This is a genomic window from Methylobacterium sp. 174MFSha1.1 (assembly GCF_900116815.1).
Lineage (GTDB): Bacteria > Pseudomonadota > Alphaproteobacteria > Rhizobiales > Beijerinckiaceae > Methylobacterium.
The window spans coordinates 1-15,698 of sequence record NZ_FPCB01000074.1; the positions used below are offsets into that span (position 1 = coordinate 1).

At 69.9% G+C, this 15,698-nt stretch carries 13 protein-coding genes and 2 pseudogenes; 9 read left to right on the plus strand and 6 right to left on the minus strand.

What is annotated here, in order from left to right; all coding sequences use genetic code 11:
- Positions 1–231 (minus strand): annotated as a pseudogene (locus BM430_RS33185) (IS110 family transposase); the annotation flags it as partial.
- 265 nt (positions 232–496) lie between these two features.
- Between BM430_RS33185 and BM430_RS33190 the strand changes: the two are divergent.
- A complete protein-coding gene (locus BM430_RS33190) occupies positions 497–1,849 on the plus strand; it encodes an L-serine ammonia-lyase (protein WP_093571439.1) in 1,353 nt (450 codons plus the stop codon).
- 75 nt (positions 1,850–1,924) lie between these two features.
- Here the strand turns inward: BM430_RS33190 and BM430_RS33195 are convergent, their stop codons facing one another.
- Both BM430_RS33195 and BM430_RS33200 read right to left on the minus strand, forming a co-directional pair.
- Positions 1,925–2,563 (minus strand): TetR/AcrR family transcriptional regulator, encoded by a 639-nt coding sequence (locus BM430_RS33195; RefSeq protein ID WP_093571440.1) that lies wholly within the window; start codon positions 2,561–2,563, stop codon positions 1,925–1,927.
- 96 nt (positions 2,564–2,659) lie between these two features.
- On the minus strand, positions 2,660–2,857 hold the full coding sequence (locus BM430_RS33200; protein ID WP_093571441.1) for a hypothetical protein: 198 nt from the start codon (positions 2,855–2,857) through the stop codon (positions 2,660–2,662).
- 166 nt (positions 2,858–3,023) lie between these two features.
- Between BM430_RS33200 and BM430_RS33205 the strand changes: the two genes are divergently transcribed.
- Positions 3,024–3,590 carry a glutathione peroxidase gene (locus tag BM430_RS33205; protein WP_093571442.1) on the plus strand — a complete coding sequence of 189 codons (567 nt, stop codon included), beginning with the start codon at positions 3,024–3,026 and terminating at the stop codon, positions 3,588–3,590.
- Between the two features lie 23 nt (positions 3,591–3,613).
- Here the strand turns inward: BM430_RS33205 and BM430_RS33210 are convergent, their stop codons facing one another.
- The 3 genes from BM430_RS33210 to BM430_RS33220 form a co-directional block, all read right to left on the minus strand.
- Positions 3,614–5,428 carry an NADPH-dependent assimilatory sulfite reductase hemoprotein subunit gene (locus BM430_RS33210; RefSeq protein ID WP_093571443.1) on the minus strand — a complete coding sequence of 605 codons (1,815 nt, stop codon included), beginning with the start codon at positions 5,426–5,428 and terminating at the stop codon, positions 3,614–3,616.
- A gap of 263 nt (positions 5,429–5,691) precedes the next feature.
- Positions 5,692–7,464 (minus strand): diflavin oxidoreductase, encoded by a 1,773-nt coding sequence (locus BM430_RS33215; RefSeq protein ID WP_093571444.1) that lies wholly within the window; start codon positions 7,462–7,464, stop codon positions 5,692–5,694.
- 108 nt (positions 7,465–7,572) lie between these two features.
- On the minus strand, positions 7,573–8,064 hold the full coding sequence (locus BM430_RS33220; protein WP_093571445.1) for an Lrp/AsnC family transcriptional regulator: 492 nt from the start codon (positions 8,062–8,064) through the stop codon (positions 7,573–7,575).
- Between the two features lie 213 nt (positions 8,065–8,277).
- Between BM430_RS33220 and BM430_RS33225 the strand changes: the two genes are divergently transcribed.
- The 7 genes and pseudogenes from BM430_RS33225 to BM430_RS33250 all read left to right on the plus strand — a co-directional run bounded on the left by BM430_RS33225 (position 8,278) and on the right by BM430_RS33250 (position 15,362).
- Positions 8,278–9,117 (plus strand): phosphoadenylyl-sulfate reductase, encoded by an 840-nt coding sequence (locus BM430_RS33225; protein WP_093571446.1) that lies wholly within the window; start codon positions 8,278–8,280, stop codon positions 9,115–9,117.
- Positions 9,114–10,049, plus strand: a complete 936-nt coding sequence (gene cysD / locus BM430_RS33230) for a sulfate adenylyltransferase subunit CysD (RefSeq protein WP_093571447.1) — start codon at positions 9,114–9,116, stop codon at positions 10,047–10,049. Before BM430_RS33225 ends, cysD begins: the two co-directional genes overlap by 4 nt.
- Positions 10,049–11,455, plus strand: a pseudogene (cysN, locus tag BM430_RS35470) (sulfate adenylyltransferase subunit CysN); the annotation flags it as partial. The gene cysD and the pseudogene cysN, both read left to right, overlap by 1 nt.
- 33 nt (positions 11,456–11,488) lie before the next feature.
- Positions 11,489–12,463: a sulfate ABC transporter substrate-binding protein gene (locus tag BM430_RS35475; RefSeq protein ID WP_244539783.1), complete on the plus strand. Its 975-nt coding sequence runs from the start codon at positions 11,489–11,491 to the stop codon at positions 12,461–12,463.
- Complete coding sequence (cysT, locus tag BM430_RS33240) at positions 12,460–13,329, plus strand: sulfate ABC transporter permease subunit CysT (protein WP_093571449.1); 870 nt, start codon at positions 12,460–12,462, stop codon at positions 13,327–13,329. The genes BM430_RS35475 and cysT overlap by 4 nt, the downstream gene beginning before the upstream one ends.
- Positions 13,322–14,218 carry a sulfate ABC transporter permease subunit CysW gene (gene cysW, locus BM430_RS33245; protein WP_177303256.1) on the plus strand — a complete coding sequence of 299 codons (897 nt, stop codon included), beginning with the start codon at positions 13,322–13,324 and terminating at the stop codon, positions 14,216–14,218. The genes cysT and cysW overlap by 8 nt, the downstream gene beginning before the upstream one ends.
- 1 nt (position 14,219) lies before the next feature.
- Entirely contained in the window at positions 14,220–15,362 is a 1,143-nt protein-coding gene (locus tag BM430_RS33250; protein ID WP_093571450.1) for a sulfate/molybdate ABC transporter ATP-binding protein, read from the plus strand.
- Positions 15,363–15,698: the final 336 nt, after the last annotated feature.

Genomic DNA, 15,698 nt, shown 5'->3' on the forward strand with positions numbered 1-15,698 from the left:
CGGCGGCAGCAGGCGCACCTCGTGGCCCAGAGCCCGGATCTGGCGCGCCCAGTGATGGGCGGTGGCGCAGGCCTCCATCGCCACGATGGTGGCGGGGATCTTCTTGAGCGCCGGCAGCAGCTTGTCGCGCGAGACGCGTTCGGTGCTCACCACGGCGCCCTGCGCGTCCTGGGCCTCGAACTGGAAGACGGACTTGGCGATGTCCAGGCCGATGATGCTAATCTGCGTCACGGACGGTCTCCTCGGTTGGGTGTCAGACGACCTCAACCTGGCACTTATGATGCCGGCGGGGGCCGTCCACCCCAACATCCCGGGGCTCGACGCAGTCGAGAACCCGGGATCCATAACCGCTGAGGATGCCGAACCAGGCGGATTGCGTTCCGCTTCGTCCTGAGATCCCGGCGGTTATGGATCCCGGATTCCGCTTTCGCGGCCCCGGGATGACGCGGAGGGTTTCAATTCCACCGGTCAACACCAGCAGGCCCTGAGGCGACCCATGATCAGTGCCTTCGACCTGTTCAAGATCGGCATCGGCCCGTCGAGCTCGCACACGATCGGCCCGATGGTCGCCGCACGCCGCTTTCGCGCGCGGATCGCGTCCCGAACCGACGTAGTGCGGGTGAGCGTCGAGCTGTTCGGGTCGCTCGCCTGGACCGGGCGGGGCCACGCCACCGATACGGCGATCGGCCTCGGCCTGCGCGGGCACGACCCGGCGACGATCGATCCCGACCGGATCGTCGACGAGGTGCGGGCGCTGGCCGAGACCGCCGAGACCGGACTGCCCGGCATCGCCTTCGACCCCGCCCGCGACCTCGCCTTCAACTTCACGGACGTCCTGCCGCGCCACACCAACGGCATGCGCTTCCGCGCCCTCGACGGCGCCGGCACGGTCCGCGACGAGGTGGTCTGCTACTCGGTCGGCGGCGGCTTCGTGGAGACCGACGGCAATAGGGCCGAGGCCGGTCTCGACGCGATCGCGGTGCCCTATCCCTTCGCCAGCGGCGCCGACCTCCTGGCGATCTGTGCCGCGTCCGGGCTCACCATCGCGCAGGTGCAGCGGGCGAACGAGCGCGCCTTGCGCCCCGACGCCGAGATCGATGCCGGGCTCGACGCGATCCGCGACGCGATGCTCGCCTGCATCGCGCGAGGCCTGCGGATGGACGGGGTGCTGCCCGGCGGCCTCGCGGTGCGCCGCCGCGCCCGGCGGCTGCACGCCACGCTGGAGGCGAGCAAGCTCTCGAACAGCCGGCCGCCTCACGAGGTGATGGACTGGATCAGCCTGTTTGCCCTCGCGGTCAACGAGGAGAACGCCGCGGGCGGCCGGGTCGTCACCGCGCCGACCAACGGGGCGGCGGGCATCGTGCCGGCGGTCCTACGCTACGCCGCCGAGTTCTGCCCCGGCTGGGACGAGGCGCGCGGCCGCGACTACCTGCTCACGGCGGCGGCGATCGGCGGCCTCATCAAGAGCCGCGCCTCGATCTCCGGCGCCGAGGTCGGCTGCCAGGGCGAGGTGGGCTCGGCGGCCGCGATGGCGGCGGCGGGCCTCGCCTCCGTCCTCGGCGGCTGCCCGCGCCAGGTGGCGAACGCCGCCGAGATCGCCATGGAGCACCATCTCGGCATGACCTGCGACCCCGTCGGGGGGCTGGTGCAGATCCCCTGCATCGAGCGCAACGCCTTCGGCGCCAACAAGGCGGTCGCCGCGGCGTCCCTGGCGCTCCACGGCGACGGCGTGCATTGCGTCAGCCTCGACCAGGTCATCGAGACGATGCGCCAGACCGGGCACGACATGCAGGCGAAGTACAAGGAGACGTCGCTGGGCGGGCTGGCGGTCAACGTAGCGGCGTGTTGACCTCTTGCCCCGCCGCGGATGGTGGGGTCATTGTAAATCGGGCCGTGAGGTGTGTTCGCGAGACTTGAGCTCAGCTTAAACAGCTTGCGAACCAGCCTGCCCCGCCTTCAGCGCTCCCATCAGGAACCGGATCATCGCGTCGAGCGCCGGCACGAAATCCTCCGGGCACTGCACCACCAGCACCGGGTGGCAGAAGCGCACGATCGCCGTGTGGACGCAGCGCGCCGCCACCGCCGGATCCTCGACCGTGAACTCGCCCCTCGCGGCACCGTCGGCGATGACGCGCTCCAGCACGGCGGTGATCCGGTCGACATGGTGGCGGCAGACGTCCCAGCTCTCGGACATCGCCGCCTCGATCATCTCGTGCATGCGAGGGTGGCCGGTGAAGCGGCCGACGGCGTCGCGGTGCAGGAAGACGATGATCTCGCGCAGGCGGGCCTCGGCGGGGAGGCCGGGCCGGTCGGCGAGCGCGGCGATGCGCGCCTCCACCTCGCCGATGAGGCGGGCGACTACCGCCTCGTTGATCGCCTTCTTCGAGTCGAAGAACCGATACACGTTGGCCGGGCTCATCCGCAGCGTCTTGGCGATGTCGGCCACCGTGGTCTTCTGGTAGCCGATCTCACGAAAGAAGCGCTCCGCTGTCGCCAGGATGCGGCAGCGGGTGTCGGGCACCGTTTCCTCGACCGGAGAGGATGCGGACAGGGCAGGGATCATCCGCGAAGCCTATCGTGCCGATCATAGGTGGGTCAAAAGGCACCGGCGACCTTCGCGCGGGGTGTGGCATCTCTGCGTCACCCCCGTGCCGCCTCGTCAGGAGCCGAATTGCGACCCCAGCCGCTCCAGATACTCGGCGAGATCGACGCCGCCGACCTTCTTGCCGTAGTCGAACCGCATGCCGGGCCGGATCGCCACGCTCTCGCGGGGGGTCGTCAGCGTGACCGGCCGGGTGCAGACCCAGGCTCCGTCGCGGCGATGCTCGAAACAATCCAGGATCTCGTGCCCGCCCATCGCCATCCTCCCGATCAGTGCTGCCGGAACAACGTGACAGTCGCGGGGAAGTTCACGGGAAGTTGCGTCCGATCACCCGACCATGAGCAAGCTTGAGCATGCACGACCGCTTGCGCCGTCCGTGGCATCGGGGGACAATCGGACGGGTTCCGTAAGAGGGAGCATCATGCCGGTCGTCCGCCGCGAAGCCCTTTGTCTGATCGCCGGGGCGCTCGCCCTCCCGGCCCGGGCCGCGCCGCTCCAGAGCGGTGCGACCGCCTCCGCCTTCAGCTTCGCGACGCCGGAGGGCGGCAGCCTGGCGCTGGCGGAGCATGCCGGCAAGCCGATCCTCGTGGTCAACACCGCCACCGCCTGCGGCTACGCCCCGCAATTCGCCGGCCTTCAGCAGCTCTGGACCCGGTTCGGCCCGCGCGGGCTGACGGTGATCGCGGTGCCCTCGCCGGATTTCGGGCACCAGGAACCCCTCGACGGGGCGGCGATCGCCGAGGCCGCGCGCAAGAACCACGGCGTCACCTTCCCGGTGGTCGCCAAGACCAGCGTGACCGGGCCGCAGGCGCATCCGTTCTACCGCTGGGCCGCCGCCGAGAAGCCGGCCGAGACCCCGCGCTGGAACTTCCACAAGTACCTCGTCGGCCGCGAGGGCCACGTGGCCGCCGCCTTCGCGACACCGGTCGAGCCGACCGATCCGCGGGTGATCGCGGCGATCGTCAGGGAGCTGGATGCGGCGGGGTAGGGGCGACCCCGCCGCCGCACGGATCAGGCCACCGCCTTCTGCGCACCCGTCTGCACGTGGAAGTCCGGCCCGTTGCTGGTCTTCGCCACGTAGCCGGCCCGGATCACGAAATCGCCGAAGCGCTCGCCCGTCTGCCGGTCCTTGGCGTAGGCCGCAAAGAGCGGATCGAGCTTCGGGCGGATGTCGGCGGCCGTGACGTCCTCGGCGTAGAGCTTGCTCAGCCGCGACCCGTCGAAGGCAGCACCGAGATAGAGGTTGTAGCGCTCGGGCCCGCGGCCGACGAGGCCGATCTCGGCGATGAACGGCCGGGCGCAGCCGTTCGGGCAGCCGGTCATCCGGATCGTGATGTCGTCATCAGACAGGCCGTGGGAGGCCAGGCTCACCTCGAGCTCGTCGATCAGGCTCGGCAGGTAGCGCTCGCTCTCGGCGAGAGCGAGACCGCAGGTCGGCAACGCCACGCAGGCGAGGCTGTTGCGGCGCAGAGCGCCCGCGCCGGTGGTGAGGCCGTATTCCTGCACCAGCGCGTCGATCTCCGCCTTCCTGTCTGCCGGGACGTTGGCGATGATGACGTTCTGGTTGCCGGTGAGGCGGAAATCGCCCTGGTGCACCTCGGCGATGCGGCGGAGCCCTGCGAGGAATTGCGGCCCGCCCTCGACGTCCTTGATCCGGCCCGACGGCACGTAGAGCGTCAGGTGGTGCTTGCCGTCGTCGCCCGCGACCCAGCCGTAGCGGTCGCCGTTGCCCGTGAAGGTGAAGGGCTTCGGATCCTGGAAGGCGCGGCCGACGCGCTTCTCGACCTCGGCCCGGAAGGCCTTCAGGCCGTAGCGCTCGATCGTGTATTTCAGGCGGGCGTTCTTGCGGACATTGCGGTTGCCCCAGTCGCGCTGGACGGTCATCACCGCCTCGGCGACCTTGAGCGCGTAGTCCGGCTCGGCAAACAGCATCACGTCGGCGGTCCGCGGGAAGGTGTCGGTCTCGCCGTGGGTCATGCCCATGCCGCCGCCGACGGTGACGTTCCAGCCCGTCACCTTGCCCTTCTTGTCGAGGATCGCGATGAAGCCGAGGTCGTGGGCGTAGACGTCGACCTCGTTGGAGGGCGGCACCGCCACGATGGTCTTGAACTTCCGCGGCAGGTAGGTCTTGCCGTAGACCGGCTCGACCTCCGCCGCATCCTCGCCGCCGACCACGCGCTCGCCGTCGAGCCAGATCTCGCGCCAGGCATTGGTCTTCGGCAGCAGGCTGTCGGAGATGTCCTTCGCCAGCTTGTAGGCCGCCTCGTGGGCGCCCTTCTGGGCCGGATTCGTCGCCGCCATCACGTTGCGGTTGACGTCGCCGCAGGCCGCGATCGTGTCGAGCAGCGCCGAATCGATCGCCGCCATCGTGCGCTTGAGGTTCGACTTGATGACGCCGTGATACTGGAAGGTCTGGCGCGTCGTCGCCCGCAGGGTGCCGTTGGCGTAGGTGCGGGCGATCTCGTCGAGGATCAGCCACTGCTTCGGCGTCACGACGCCGCCGGCGATGCGCAGGCGGATCATGAAGGAGTAGGCCTTGTCGAGCTTCTTCTTGGTCCGCTCGGCCCGCAGGTCGCGGTCGTCCTGCAGGTACATCCCGTGGAACTTCACGAGCTGCCCGTCATCGTCCGAGATCGCCCCGGTGGCGTTCTTGAGCAGGCCCTCCGCCAGCGTGCCGCGCAGGTAGCCGCTGGCGATCTTGATGTGCTCGTTGGCCGAGAGCTTGGCGGCGCGGGCGGCCTCCGCGTCGGTGATCGGGCGCTCGGTCGGCGGCGTCTCGTAGACGCGCTCGGCAGCAGGGGTCTCGGCGGTCTTGTGGTCGGCCATGGGAGTGGTGTCCGTTCGGTCGCCGGGTACGGCGGTAATCTACCGGCATCTCCGGCACGTGACAGCGCCGAATGAGAAGCGGGATCCCCTCTCCCGAGTGGGAGAGGGGGAGGGGTGAGGGTGACACGCTTCAGGATCAAACACTGAGCGTGGTGCTGGCAGCGCGACGTTCGGTGCCCGACTCAGAACCGTAGCACCCTCACGCGGGATCTTCGATCCCCACGGCCCCTCTCCCACACGGGAGAGGGGAGACGTGCCTAGTCCTAGTACACGTCCTGCTGGTAGCGGTGGCCGCGCTCCAGGCCGGCGACGGCGGCCTCCGCAGCCGCGGCGTCGAGACCCTTCACGTCGGCGAAGGCCCGCACCAAAGCCGCCCGGACGTCCTTCGCCATCGCCTTGGCGTCGCCGCAGACGTAGAAATGGGCGCCGCCGTCGAGCCAGGACACCAGTTCCCGGCGCTGCTCCCAGATCCGGTCCTGGACGTAGATCTTCTCGGGCTGGTCGCGGGAGAAGGCGACGTCGATGCGCTTGAGCGAGCCGTCCTCCAGGGCCTCCTGCCACTCGAGCTGGTACAGGAAGTCGTGGGTGAAGTGGCGGTCGCCGAAGAACAGCCAGTTGCGGCCGGGCGCCTCGGTGGCGCGGCGCTCCTGCACGAAGGCGCGGAACGGCGCCACGCCGGTGCCGGGGCCGACCATGATGATGTCCGTCGCCGGATCCTTCGGCAGGCGGAAATGCTTGTTCGGCTTCACCCGCACCTTCAGCTTCGCGCCGGTGCGGATCCGGTCCGCCACGTGGACCGAGGCGACGCCTGTGCGCGCGCGGTCATGGGTGGTGTAGCGCACCGCCGCGATAGTCAGGTGGGCCTCGTCGCCGACCTCGGCCCGCGAGGAGGCGATCGAGTAGGCCCGCGGCGGCAGCGGCCGGGTGATGTCCGACAGGTGCTGCGCCGTCAGCTTCGCCGGGTAGGTCTCGATCAGGTCGATCAGGTGGCGGCCCTCGATCCAGGCCCGGACCTCGTTCGACTCGATCAGGCGGCGCGCGTCCTCGTGGCCGGTGGCCTTGACGAAGCGCTCGACCGTCGCGGCGGACAAGGTGGTGATGTCGCGCTCGGCGAGCAGCGCCTGGCGCAGGACCGAATCGCCCTCGAGGCCGGCGGCCTTCAGGATCTGCTCGACCAGGGCCGGATCGTTCTCGGGGTAGAGTTCGAGGGAATCGCCGGGCTCGTAGGCCGGGGCCGCGTCCTCGAAGGCCAGCGCGAGGTGGATCGTCTCCTTGTCGGAGCGCGACGAGTTGAGGTTGACGTGCTCGATCACCTCGACGGTGACCGGCTCGCGGCTGACCTCGGCATCCTCGTCGGCGGTGCTGCGGGCGAAATCCACCGCCACGACGTTGCCGGCCGGCTCGGCCGGAGCCAGCGCCTTGAGGGCGTCCTTGATCCAGGCGGCGGCCGGCTTGTCGAAGTCGAGGTCGCAATCGACCCGCGGCAGCACGCGCTTGGCGCCCAGCGCCTCGAAGCGCTCGTCGAGGCGCTTTCCGATGGCGCAGAACTCCGCGTAGGAGGTGTCGCCGAGCGCCAGCACGCCGAACTCGACCCCGTCGAGGCGCGGCGCACCCTCGCCCATGATCTCGCCATAGGCCCGCACGGCCCGGGCCGGCGGCTCGCCCTCGCCCCAGGTGGCGGCGATGACGACGAGGCGCTTCTCCTTGCCGAGCGCGGCGACGTCGAGGTCGGCGAAGTCGACGACCTTCGGCTTGAAGCCGCTCTTGCGCGCGAGCTTCGACACGTCGCCGGCGAGCTTTTCCGAGTTGCCGGACTCGCTGGCGAACACGATCGTCAGCGGCTCGGCGGCCCGCGGCGGGGCGGCCGGGGCGGGGGCCTCGGCGGCGGCACTTCCTCCGGCGGCGTCGAGGCCGGCGAGGAAGCCCGCCAGCCACGCCCGCTGCAGGGCGGTCGTGGAGCCGAGGGCGGCGTCGAGATGGGCCCGCTCGGCGTCGCCGAAGGGAGCCGTGCGGGGAAGAAGCGCGGAGCGAGACATGCCCGCACAGATGTGCCCGCGCCGCGCCGGAGTCAACCAAAATGTTCTTTTTGAAGAACGGGCCCACGGGAGAACATCGCTATCGTCGGCGAGGCCGGAAAGAGAATATTATTTTCCGCTGGCCGCGAGGGGCTGGACGAAGGGGGCGCTCGGGAGCGGCAGAGCGGTGGTGCTCTTCACCTTCTCCATGGCGAAGCGCGACGTCACGTTCTTCAGCGGCAGCACCGCGATGAGGCGCTTGTAGAAGGCGTCGTAGGCCTGCATGTCGGCCACCACGACGCGGAGCATGTAATCCACGTCGCCGGCCATGCGGTAGAATTCCAGCACCTCGGGCATCCCCGAGACGGTTGCGGCGAAGCGCTCCAGCCATTCGCGGGAATGGTCGCTGGTCTCGATCGAGACGAAGACCGTTAACCCTAGACCCAGTTTCACCGGGTCCAGCACCGCCACCCGGCGGTCGATCACCCCGTCCGCTTCCAGGCGCTGGATGCGCTTCCAGCAGGGGGTCTGCGACAGGCCGACGCGCTCCCCGATCTGGGCGATCGACAGGGTGGCGTCGTTCTGGAGCAGGGCGAGGATCTTCAAATCGATGGCATCCACTGCGCGGCTCCGCTTTTGGAGAAGATTCTTTCAAGACTGACCCTCGGGAAGGGAACGGATTTTCTACCCTGGGGGTGGCCGGATCCCGACTATCGCGGGATACGGGTGCGAAGGGGATGAAAATCTCCGGGATCGCATCCCAGCCATGCCTTGACAGTGTTCGGTATAGCGAACAGTTACCGCATCACACAAGCAGCCAATCCCGGGCTCTCCATGACCCTCTCTCTCGACCGCGCGGCGCAGGAGCTGGCCGCGCGCCTGCGTCCCCTCGCCCTGCCGGCGCGCCTCGCGCTGATCGACGCGACGGTGGACGGCCGCCTGGTCTTCACCACGAGCTTCGGCCTCGAGGATCAGGCGCTCACCCACGCGCTGCGCATGGCGAAGTCGCGCGCCGAGATCGTGACCCTCGATACCGGCCGGCTCTTTCCGGAGACCTACGACGTCTGGGCCGAGACCGAGGCGGCGTACAATTTCCGGATCCGCGCCTACGCGCCGGAGCGCGAGGCGGAGGAACGCTTCGTCGCGGAATCGGGCATCAACGGCTTCCGCCACTCGGTGGCGGCGCGCCAGGCCTGCTGCGGCTTCCGCAAGGTCGAGCCCCTCGGCCGTGCGCTCGCCGGCGCCGCCGGCTGGCTCACGGGCCTGCGCGCCGGGCAATCGGCCAACCGGGCCGAGACGCCGCTCGCCGAGGCCGACCATGCCCGCGGGCTGATCAAGCTCAACCCCCTGGCCGACTGGACCCGCGAGGCGCTCGCCGAGCTGATCCACCAGAACTACGTGCCCTACAACGTGCTGCACGACCGCGGTTTCCCGTCGATCGGCTGCGCGCCCTGCACCCGCGCCGTCAAGGTCGGCGAGCCCGAGCGGGCCGGCCGCTGGTGGTGGGAGCAGGCGGGCAAGCAGGAATGCGGCCTGCACGTCGCGGGCGCGCCCGGCAGCGCGATCACCCCCGGTCGCGAGCCCGCCGCGTTCGAGCCGGCAAGCCAACACGCGCCCGAATCATCTTCGACCAAGTCTTCCTCGATCAAGAGCAACCCGGAGCTGGCCGCATGAGCGCCGCCCTCAAAGTTCGTACCGACGGCCTCGACCGCCTGACCCACCTCCAGCGCCTGGAGGCCGAGAGCATCCACATCATGCGGGAGACGGTCGCCGAGACCGAGAACCCGGTGATGCTGTACTCGATCGGCAAGGATTCCTCGGTGCTGCTGCACCTGGCGCTCAAGGCCTTCGCGCCGGGCCGGCTGCCGTTCCCGCTGCTCCACGTCGACACGACCTGGAAGTTCCGCGAGATGATCGCGTTTCGCGATCGGCGCGCGAAGGAGCTCGGCCTCAACCTCCTCGTCCACACCAACCCGGACGGACTCGCCCGCGGCATCGGGCCGGTGAGCCACGGCTCCGAGGTCCATACCGACGTGATGAAGACGCAGGCCCTGCGCCAGGCCCTCGACAAGCACAAGTTCGACGCGGCCTTCGGCGGCGCGCGGCGCGACGAGGAGGCCTCTCGCGCCAAGGAGCGCATCGTCTCGTTGCGCACCGCCCAGCACCGCTGGGACCCGAAGCGCCAGCGCGCCGAGCCCTGGCACCTCTACAACATGAAGAAGCAGCGCGGCGAGTCGTTACGCATCTTCCCGCTGTCGAACTGGACCGAGCTCGATATCTGGCTCTACATCGAGCAGGAGAACATCCCGATCGTGCCGCTCTACTTCGCGGCCGAGCGCCCGGTGGTGCAACGCGACGGGCAGTTGATCATGGTCGACGACGAGCGCCTGCCCTTGAATCCCGGCGAGACGCCGGAGATGCGCCTGGTCCGGTTCCGGACGCTCGGCTGCTACCCGCTGACCGGGGCGGTGGAGAGCGACGCCGCGAGCCTGCCGGAGATCATCGGCGAGACGCTGGCCGCCCGCACCTCCGAGCGGCAGGGCCGGGTGATCGACAAGGACGGCGCCGGCGCCATGGAGCGCAAGAAGCAGGAAGGTTACTTCTGATGACCGTGCATCAATCCACCCGCGCCTTCGGCTACGAGGCCTTCCTCGCCGCCCACCAGCGGAAGGAAGTGCTGCGGTTCATCACCTGCGGCTCCGTCGATGACGGCAAGTCGACCCTGATCGGGCGCCTGCTGCACGACACCAAGCAGATCTTCGACGATCAGGTCAGTGCGCTGGAGCGCGATTCGCGCCGCCACGGCACGCGGGGCGGCGAGCTGGACCTGGCGCTCCTGGTTGATGGTCTGCAAGCCGAGCGCGAGCAGGGCATCACCATCGACGTCGCCTACCGGTTCTTCTCGACCGAGCGACGCTCGTTCATCGTCGCCGACACCCCCGGCCACGTCCAGTACACCCGCAACATGGCGACCGGCGCCTCGACCGCCGAGGTCGCGGTGCTGCTGGTCGATGCGAGGAAGGGTCTCAGCCCGCAGACACGGCGCCACGCGCTTCTGGTCTCGATGCTCGGCATCCGCCGCGTCGTGCTGGCGGTCAACAAGATGGACCTGATCGGCTGGTCGCAGGACCGGTTCGAGGCGATCGTGGCCGAGTTCCAGGCCTTCGCGAAGGACCTGACCTTCACCGACGTCACCGGCATCCCGCTCTCGGCGGCGAACGGCGACAACGTGGTGCTGCCCGGCACCGCCGCCCCCTGGTACACCGGCGCGCCGCTGCTCCAGTACCTCGAAGAGGTGCCGGCCCATGTCGAGGAGGAGGTCGCCCCCTTCCGCATGCCGGTGCAATGGGTCAACCGGCCGAATTCCGACTTCCGCGGCTTCTCCGGCCTGATCGCCTCCGGCGCGGTCGCGGTCGGCGACGCGGTGGTGGTGGCGCCCTCGGGTACGGCGTCCACGGTCGCCCGGATCGTCACCTATGACGGCGACCTCGACCGGGCGATCGCCGGCCAGTCGGTGACCCTGGTGCTCGCCGACGAGGTCGACGCCTCCCGCGGCAGCGTCATCGCGGCAGCGGCGCAAGTCCCGCTGGTGAGCGACCGGCTCGAGGTGCGGCTGTTCTGGGCCAACGAGGCCGAGCTGACGCCGGGCGCGACCTACCTCGCCAAGGTCGGGACGGTGACGGCGAATGCCGTGGTCGAAGCGGTGCGCGCGCGCATCGACACCGAGACCGGGCAGGGCGTGCCGGCCGAGCGTTTAAGCGCCAACGACATCGGCAACGTCACCCTGAGCCTCGATCGCAAGGTCGCGGTCGACGCCTACCGCCAGAACCGCGACACCGGCAGCCTGATCCTGATCGACCGGGCGACCACCGACACCGCGGCGCTCGGGCTCGTCCAGGCACCCCAGGCCACCCCCCAGGGCGGGACCAAGGTGAAGACGACCGAGGCGAAGTCTGAGACGGTTCCCGCTGGCGGCGGCCTCCTCGGTTCGCTGAAGCGGCTGTTCCGGGGCTCGTCCCCGGCGCTCGTCGCCGCGGCCTCGCTCCTGGCGCTCGCCGGCGCCCCCGCTCCGGTGAAGGCGCAACAGCTCCTCAACGTCTCCTACGACCCGACCCGGGAGCTGTACCGGGCGATCGATGCGGCCTTCGCCAAGGAGTGGAAGGCCAAGACCGGCGAGACCGTGACGGTGCGCGCCTCGCATGGCGGCTCCGGCGCCCAGGCCCGCTCGGTGATCGACGGGCTGCCGGCCGACGTGGTGACGCTGGCGCTCGCCAGCGACATCGACGCCATCGCCGCCCGCTCGAAGAAGCTGCCCGCCGACTGGCAGACGCGGCTGCCGAACAACTCGACGCCCTACACCTCGACCATCGTGTTCCTGGTCCGCAAGGGCAACCCGAAGGTGGTCAAGGACTGGGACGACCTGGTGAAGCCGGGGATCCAGGTCATCACCCCGAACCCGAAGACCTCGGGCGGCGCGCGCTGGAACTACCTCGCGGCCTACGCCTACGCGCTCGCGAAGAACGGCAACGACGAGGCCAAGGCGAAGGACTTCGTCACCGCCCTGTTCAAGAACGTGCCGGTGCTCGACACCGGCGCGCGCGGTGCCACCACCACCTTCGTGCAAAGAGGCCTCGGCGACGTGCTGATCGCCTGGGAGAACGAGGCGTTCCTCGCCGACGAGGAGTTCGGCAAGGGCAAGTTCGACATCGTCGTGCCCTCGCTCTCGATCCTGGCCGAGCCGCCGGTCGCGCTCGTCGACGCCAACGTCGACCAGAAGGGGACCCGCAAGCAGGCTGAGGCCTACCTGCAGTTCCTCTACACGCCCGAAGCGCAGCGCCTGATCGCCAAGAACTTCTACCGCCCGCGCGACGAGTCCGCGGCGGCCAAGGAGGACCTGGCCCGCTTCCCGAAGCTGAAGCTCGTCACCATCGACGACACGTTCGGCGGCTGGGCCAAGGCCCAGAAGACGCATTTCGACGATGGCGGCGTGTTCGACGCCATCCTGAAAGCCCGCCAATGAGCGGCGCCGCGGCCCTGCCCGCGGGGCGGGCCGCCTCCCGCTTCCGCCGCCCGAGCGCGCTGCCGGGCTTCCGGCTGACCTTCGGGATCACGCTCACCTACCTGACCCTGCTGGTGCTGCTGCCGCTGGCGGTGCTGCTCCTGCGCGCCGCCAGCGTCGGCCCGGCGGGCCTGTGGGCGCTCGTCACCGATTCCCGCAACCTCGCGGCGCTCAAGACCTCGTTCGGCCTGTCGCTCGCGGCGGCCGCGATCGACGCGGTGTTCGGGCTCCTGATCGCCTGGGTGCTGACCCGCTACCGCTTCCCCGGCCGGCGGATCATCGACGCGCTCGTGGACCTGCCCTTCGCGCTGCCGACGGCGGTGGCCGGCATCGCGCTCGCCAGCCTCTACGCGCCGAACGGCTGGCTCGGTGAGCCCTTGATGGCTCTGGGCATCAAGGTCGCCTACACGCCCCTCGGCATCCTGGTGGCTTTGGTCTTCGTCGGCCTGCCGTTCTGCGTCCGCACGGTGCAGCCGCTGGTGGCCGAGATCGACAAGTCGAGCGAGGAGGCCGCCGCGATCCTCGGCGCCTCGCGCTTCCGGGCTCTCGTCACGGTGATCCTGCCGCCGCTGATCCCGGCGATGCTCACGGGCTTCGCCCTCGCCTTCGCCCGCGCCGTCGGCGAGTACGGCTCGGTGATCTTCGTCGCCGGCAACCTGCCCTACGTCTCGGAGATCGCGCCCCTGCTGATCGTGATCAAGCTCGAAGAGTTCAACTATGCGGGTGCCACGGCGATCGCCGCCGTGATGCTGCTGATGTCGTTCACCGCGCTGCTGGCCATCAACCTCGTCCAGGACGTCAGCCGCCGCAGGTTCGGCCATGTCTGAGACCGCTGTCCCCTCCATTCGCCCGTCGAACGGCCCCACCGCGCGCGGCCCGCACGCGGCGCTGACCGAGCCGCGCCCGGTCCGCATCGCCCTGACCCTGGTGGCGGTCGCCTTCCTCGGCCTGTTCCTGCTGCTGCCGCTGGCGGTGGTGTTCGTCGAGGCGCTGAGCAAGGGCGTGGGCGCCTACTTCGCCACCTTCGCCGAGCCGGATGCGCTGGCGGCGATCCGCCTGACGCTCCTCGTCGCGGTGATCGCGGTGCCGCTCAACGTCGTGTTCGGCCTGTGCGCCTCCTGGGCCATCGCCAAGTTCGACTTCCGCGGCCGTAACCTGCTCATCACCCTCATCGACCTGCCGTTCTCGGTCTCGCCGGTGGTGGCGGGGCTGATCTACGTGCTCATCTTCGGGGCGCAGGGGCTGTTCGGGCCGTTCCTGAACCGCCACGGCATCGAGATCATCTTCGCGGTGCCGGGCATCGTGCTCGCGACCGTGTTCGTCACCTTCCCGTTCGTGGCCCGCGAACTGATCCCCCTGATGCAGGATCAGGGCACCACGGACGAGGAAGCCGCGTTGACCCTCGGGGCGAGCCCCTGGCGGGTCTTCCGGACCGTGACTTTGCCCAACGTGCGCTGGGCCCTGCTCTACGGCGTGCTGCTCTGCAACGCCCGGGCGATGGGCGAGTTCGGCGCCGTCTCCGTCGTGTCGGGTCGCATCCGGGGGCTCACCAACACCATGCCGCTGCACGTCGAGATCCTGTACAACGAGTACAACTACGTGGCGGCGTTCGGGATCGCCTCGCTGTTGGCGCTCCTGGCGCTCGTCACCCTGGCGGGCAAGACTTTCCTCGAATGGCGCCACGCGGATGCGCTGGCCGGACGCGGAGCCCACTGAGATGACGGCAGGATTCGCTCCCAGCACCCTGTCCCTGCGCCGCGACGTGCAGGCCCAGGCTCAGCCCTTCGAGGCCGCCTCGCCCGAGCGCCTGCGCCACGCCGGCACCTCGGTGCGGGTCGACGGGATCGTCAAGCGCTACGGCGGCGGCGGTCCGGCGGCCCTCGAAGGTGTCAGCCTGGCGATCGAGCCGGGCGAGCTCCTGGCGCTGCTCGGCCCTTCGGGCTCCGGCAAGACGACGCTCCTGCGCGTCATCGCCGGCCTCGAAATTCCGGACGGCGGCCGGGTGTTCTTCGGCTCGCAGGACACCACCGACATCGCCGTGCAAAGCCGCGGCGTCGGCTTCGTGTTCCAGCACTACGCCTTGTTCCGGCACCTCACGGTGTTCGAGAACATCGCCTACGGCCTGCGGTCGCGCCCCCGGGCCCACCGGCCGAAGGAGGACGAGATCCGCCGCCGGGTCGAGCGCCTGCTGGAGCTGGTGCAGCTGCCCGACCTCGCCAGGCGCTATCCCGGCCAGCTCTCGGGCGGCCAGCGCCAGCGCGTCGCGCTCGCCCGCGCCCTCGCGGTCGAGCCCTCGGTGCTGCTCCTCGACGAGCCGTTCGGCGCGCTGGACGCCCAGGTGCGCAAGGACCTGCGCCGCTGGCTGCGCGAGATCCACCGCGAGACCGGCCAGACCACGATCTTCGTCACCCACGACCAGGACGAGGCGTTGGAGCTCGCCGACCGGATCGCGATCCTCAACCGGGGCCGCATCGAGCAGGTTGGCGCGCCGCACGAGGTCCAGGACCATCCGGCCTCGCGCTTCGTGATGTCCTTCGTCGGCGAGACCGCGCGCCTGCCCGCCGAGGTTTCCGGCGGCGAGGTCCGGGTGGCGGGCCGCCCGGTGATCGCGGCGGAGCCGGGCTGGCCGCAGGGGCCGGTCGATCTCTGCCTGCGGCCCTGGGACCTCACGGTCGGGCAGGGGCCCGGCACCCTGCCCGGCACCGTGCGCGAGTGGCGCCGCACCGGGCGGGGCACCGTGGCGGAGATTCTGCTCGACGGGGCGGAAGCACCGGTCGAGGTGAAGGTGACGGAGGTCTACGAGCCGGGGGACCGGGTGGCGCTGGCGGTGGGTGCGGCGCGGGTGTTCGCGCGGGGGTGAGTGAGGCAGAGCGACCTTCGCTCTTCCTCGACGGTCATTCCACCCTCCCTGTCATGTATGGACGGCCCCCGTTTCGCAAGGGTTTGTGAGCATCGGTTTGAGCCAGTCGGTTCAGGAGCAGTCATGTATCCGGCCTCTGATGCCGTCGTGCCGCCGCGGTTGATGCGACGAGGACGACGGCGGGCCACCAAGGGGTGCGCACAAGCGTTCCTTGCGAAGAACCAGGCTCCCAACATCCCGACGCGCTGTGACGCGCGATGACGTGGCGGAGTGTCCTGGTCCCAGGTCCCTCATCCTGCTCTGGCCTTGGCCGTGCTTACAGCTCCTTGCTCACCG

Excerpts from the sequence above, each read along its gene's own strand:
- cysT (WP_093571449.1), top strand. The coding sequence starts at position 12,460 with ATGAGCGGCGCCGCGGCCCTGCCCGCGGGGCGGGCCGCCTCCCGCTTC.
- BM430_RS33205 (WP_093571442.1), top strand. The coding sequence starts at position 3,024 with ATGCCGGTCGTCCGCCGCGAAGCCCTTTGTCTGATCGCCGGGGCGCTC.
- BM430_RS33195 (WP_093571440.1), bottom strand. The coding sequence starts at position 2,563 with ATGATCCCTGCCCTGTCCGCATCCTCTCCGGTCGAGGAAACGGTGCCC.
- BM430_RS33225 (WP_093571446.1), top strand. The coding sequence starts at position 8,278 with ATGACCCTCTCTCTCGACCGCGCGGCGCAGGAGCTGGCCGCGCGCCTG.
- BM430_RS33190 (WP_093571439.1), top strand. The coding sequence starts at position 497 with ATGATCAGTGCCTTCGACCTGTTCAAGATCGGCATCGGCCCGTCGAGC.
- cysD (WP_093571447.1), top strand. The coding sequence starts at position 9,114 with ATGAGCGCCGCCCTCAAAGTTCGTACCGACGGCCTCGACCGCCTGACC.
- cysW (WP_177303256.1), top strand. The coding sequence starts at position 13,322 with ATGTCTGAGACCGCTGTCCCCTCCATTCGCCCGTCGAACGGCCCCACC.
- BM430_RS33210 (WP_093571443.1), bottom strand. The coding sequence starts at position 5,428 with ATGGCCGACCACAAGACCGCCGAGACCCCTGCTGCCGAGCGCGTCTAC.
- BM430_RS33215 (WP_093571444.1), bottom strand. The coding sequence starts at position 7,464 with ATGTCTCGCTCCGCGCTTCTTCCCCGCACGGCTCCCTTCGGCGACGCC.
- BM430_RS33250 (WP_093571450.1), top strand. The coding sequence starts at position 14,220 with ATGACGGCAGGATTCGCTCCCAGCACCCTGTCCCTGCGCCGCGACGTG.
- BM430_RS33200 (WP_093571441.1), bottom strand. The coding sequence starts at position 2,857 with ATGGGCGGGCACGAGATCCTGGATTGTTTCGAGCATCGCCGCGACGGA.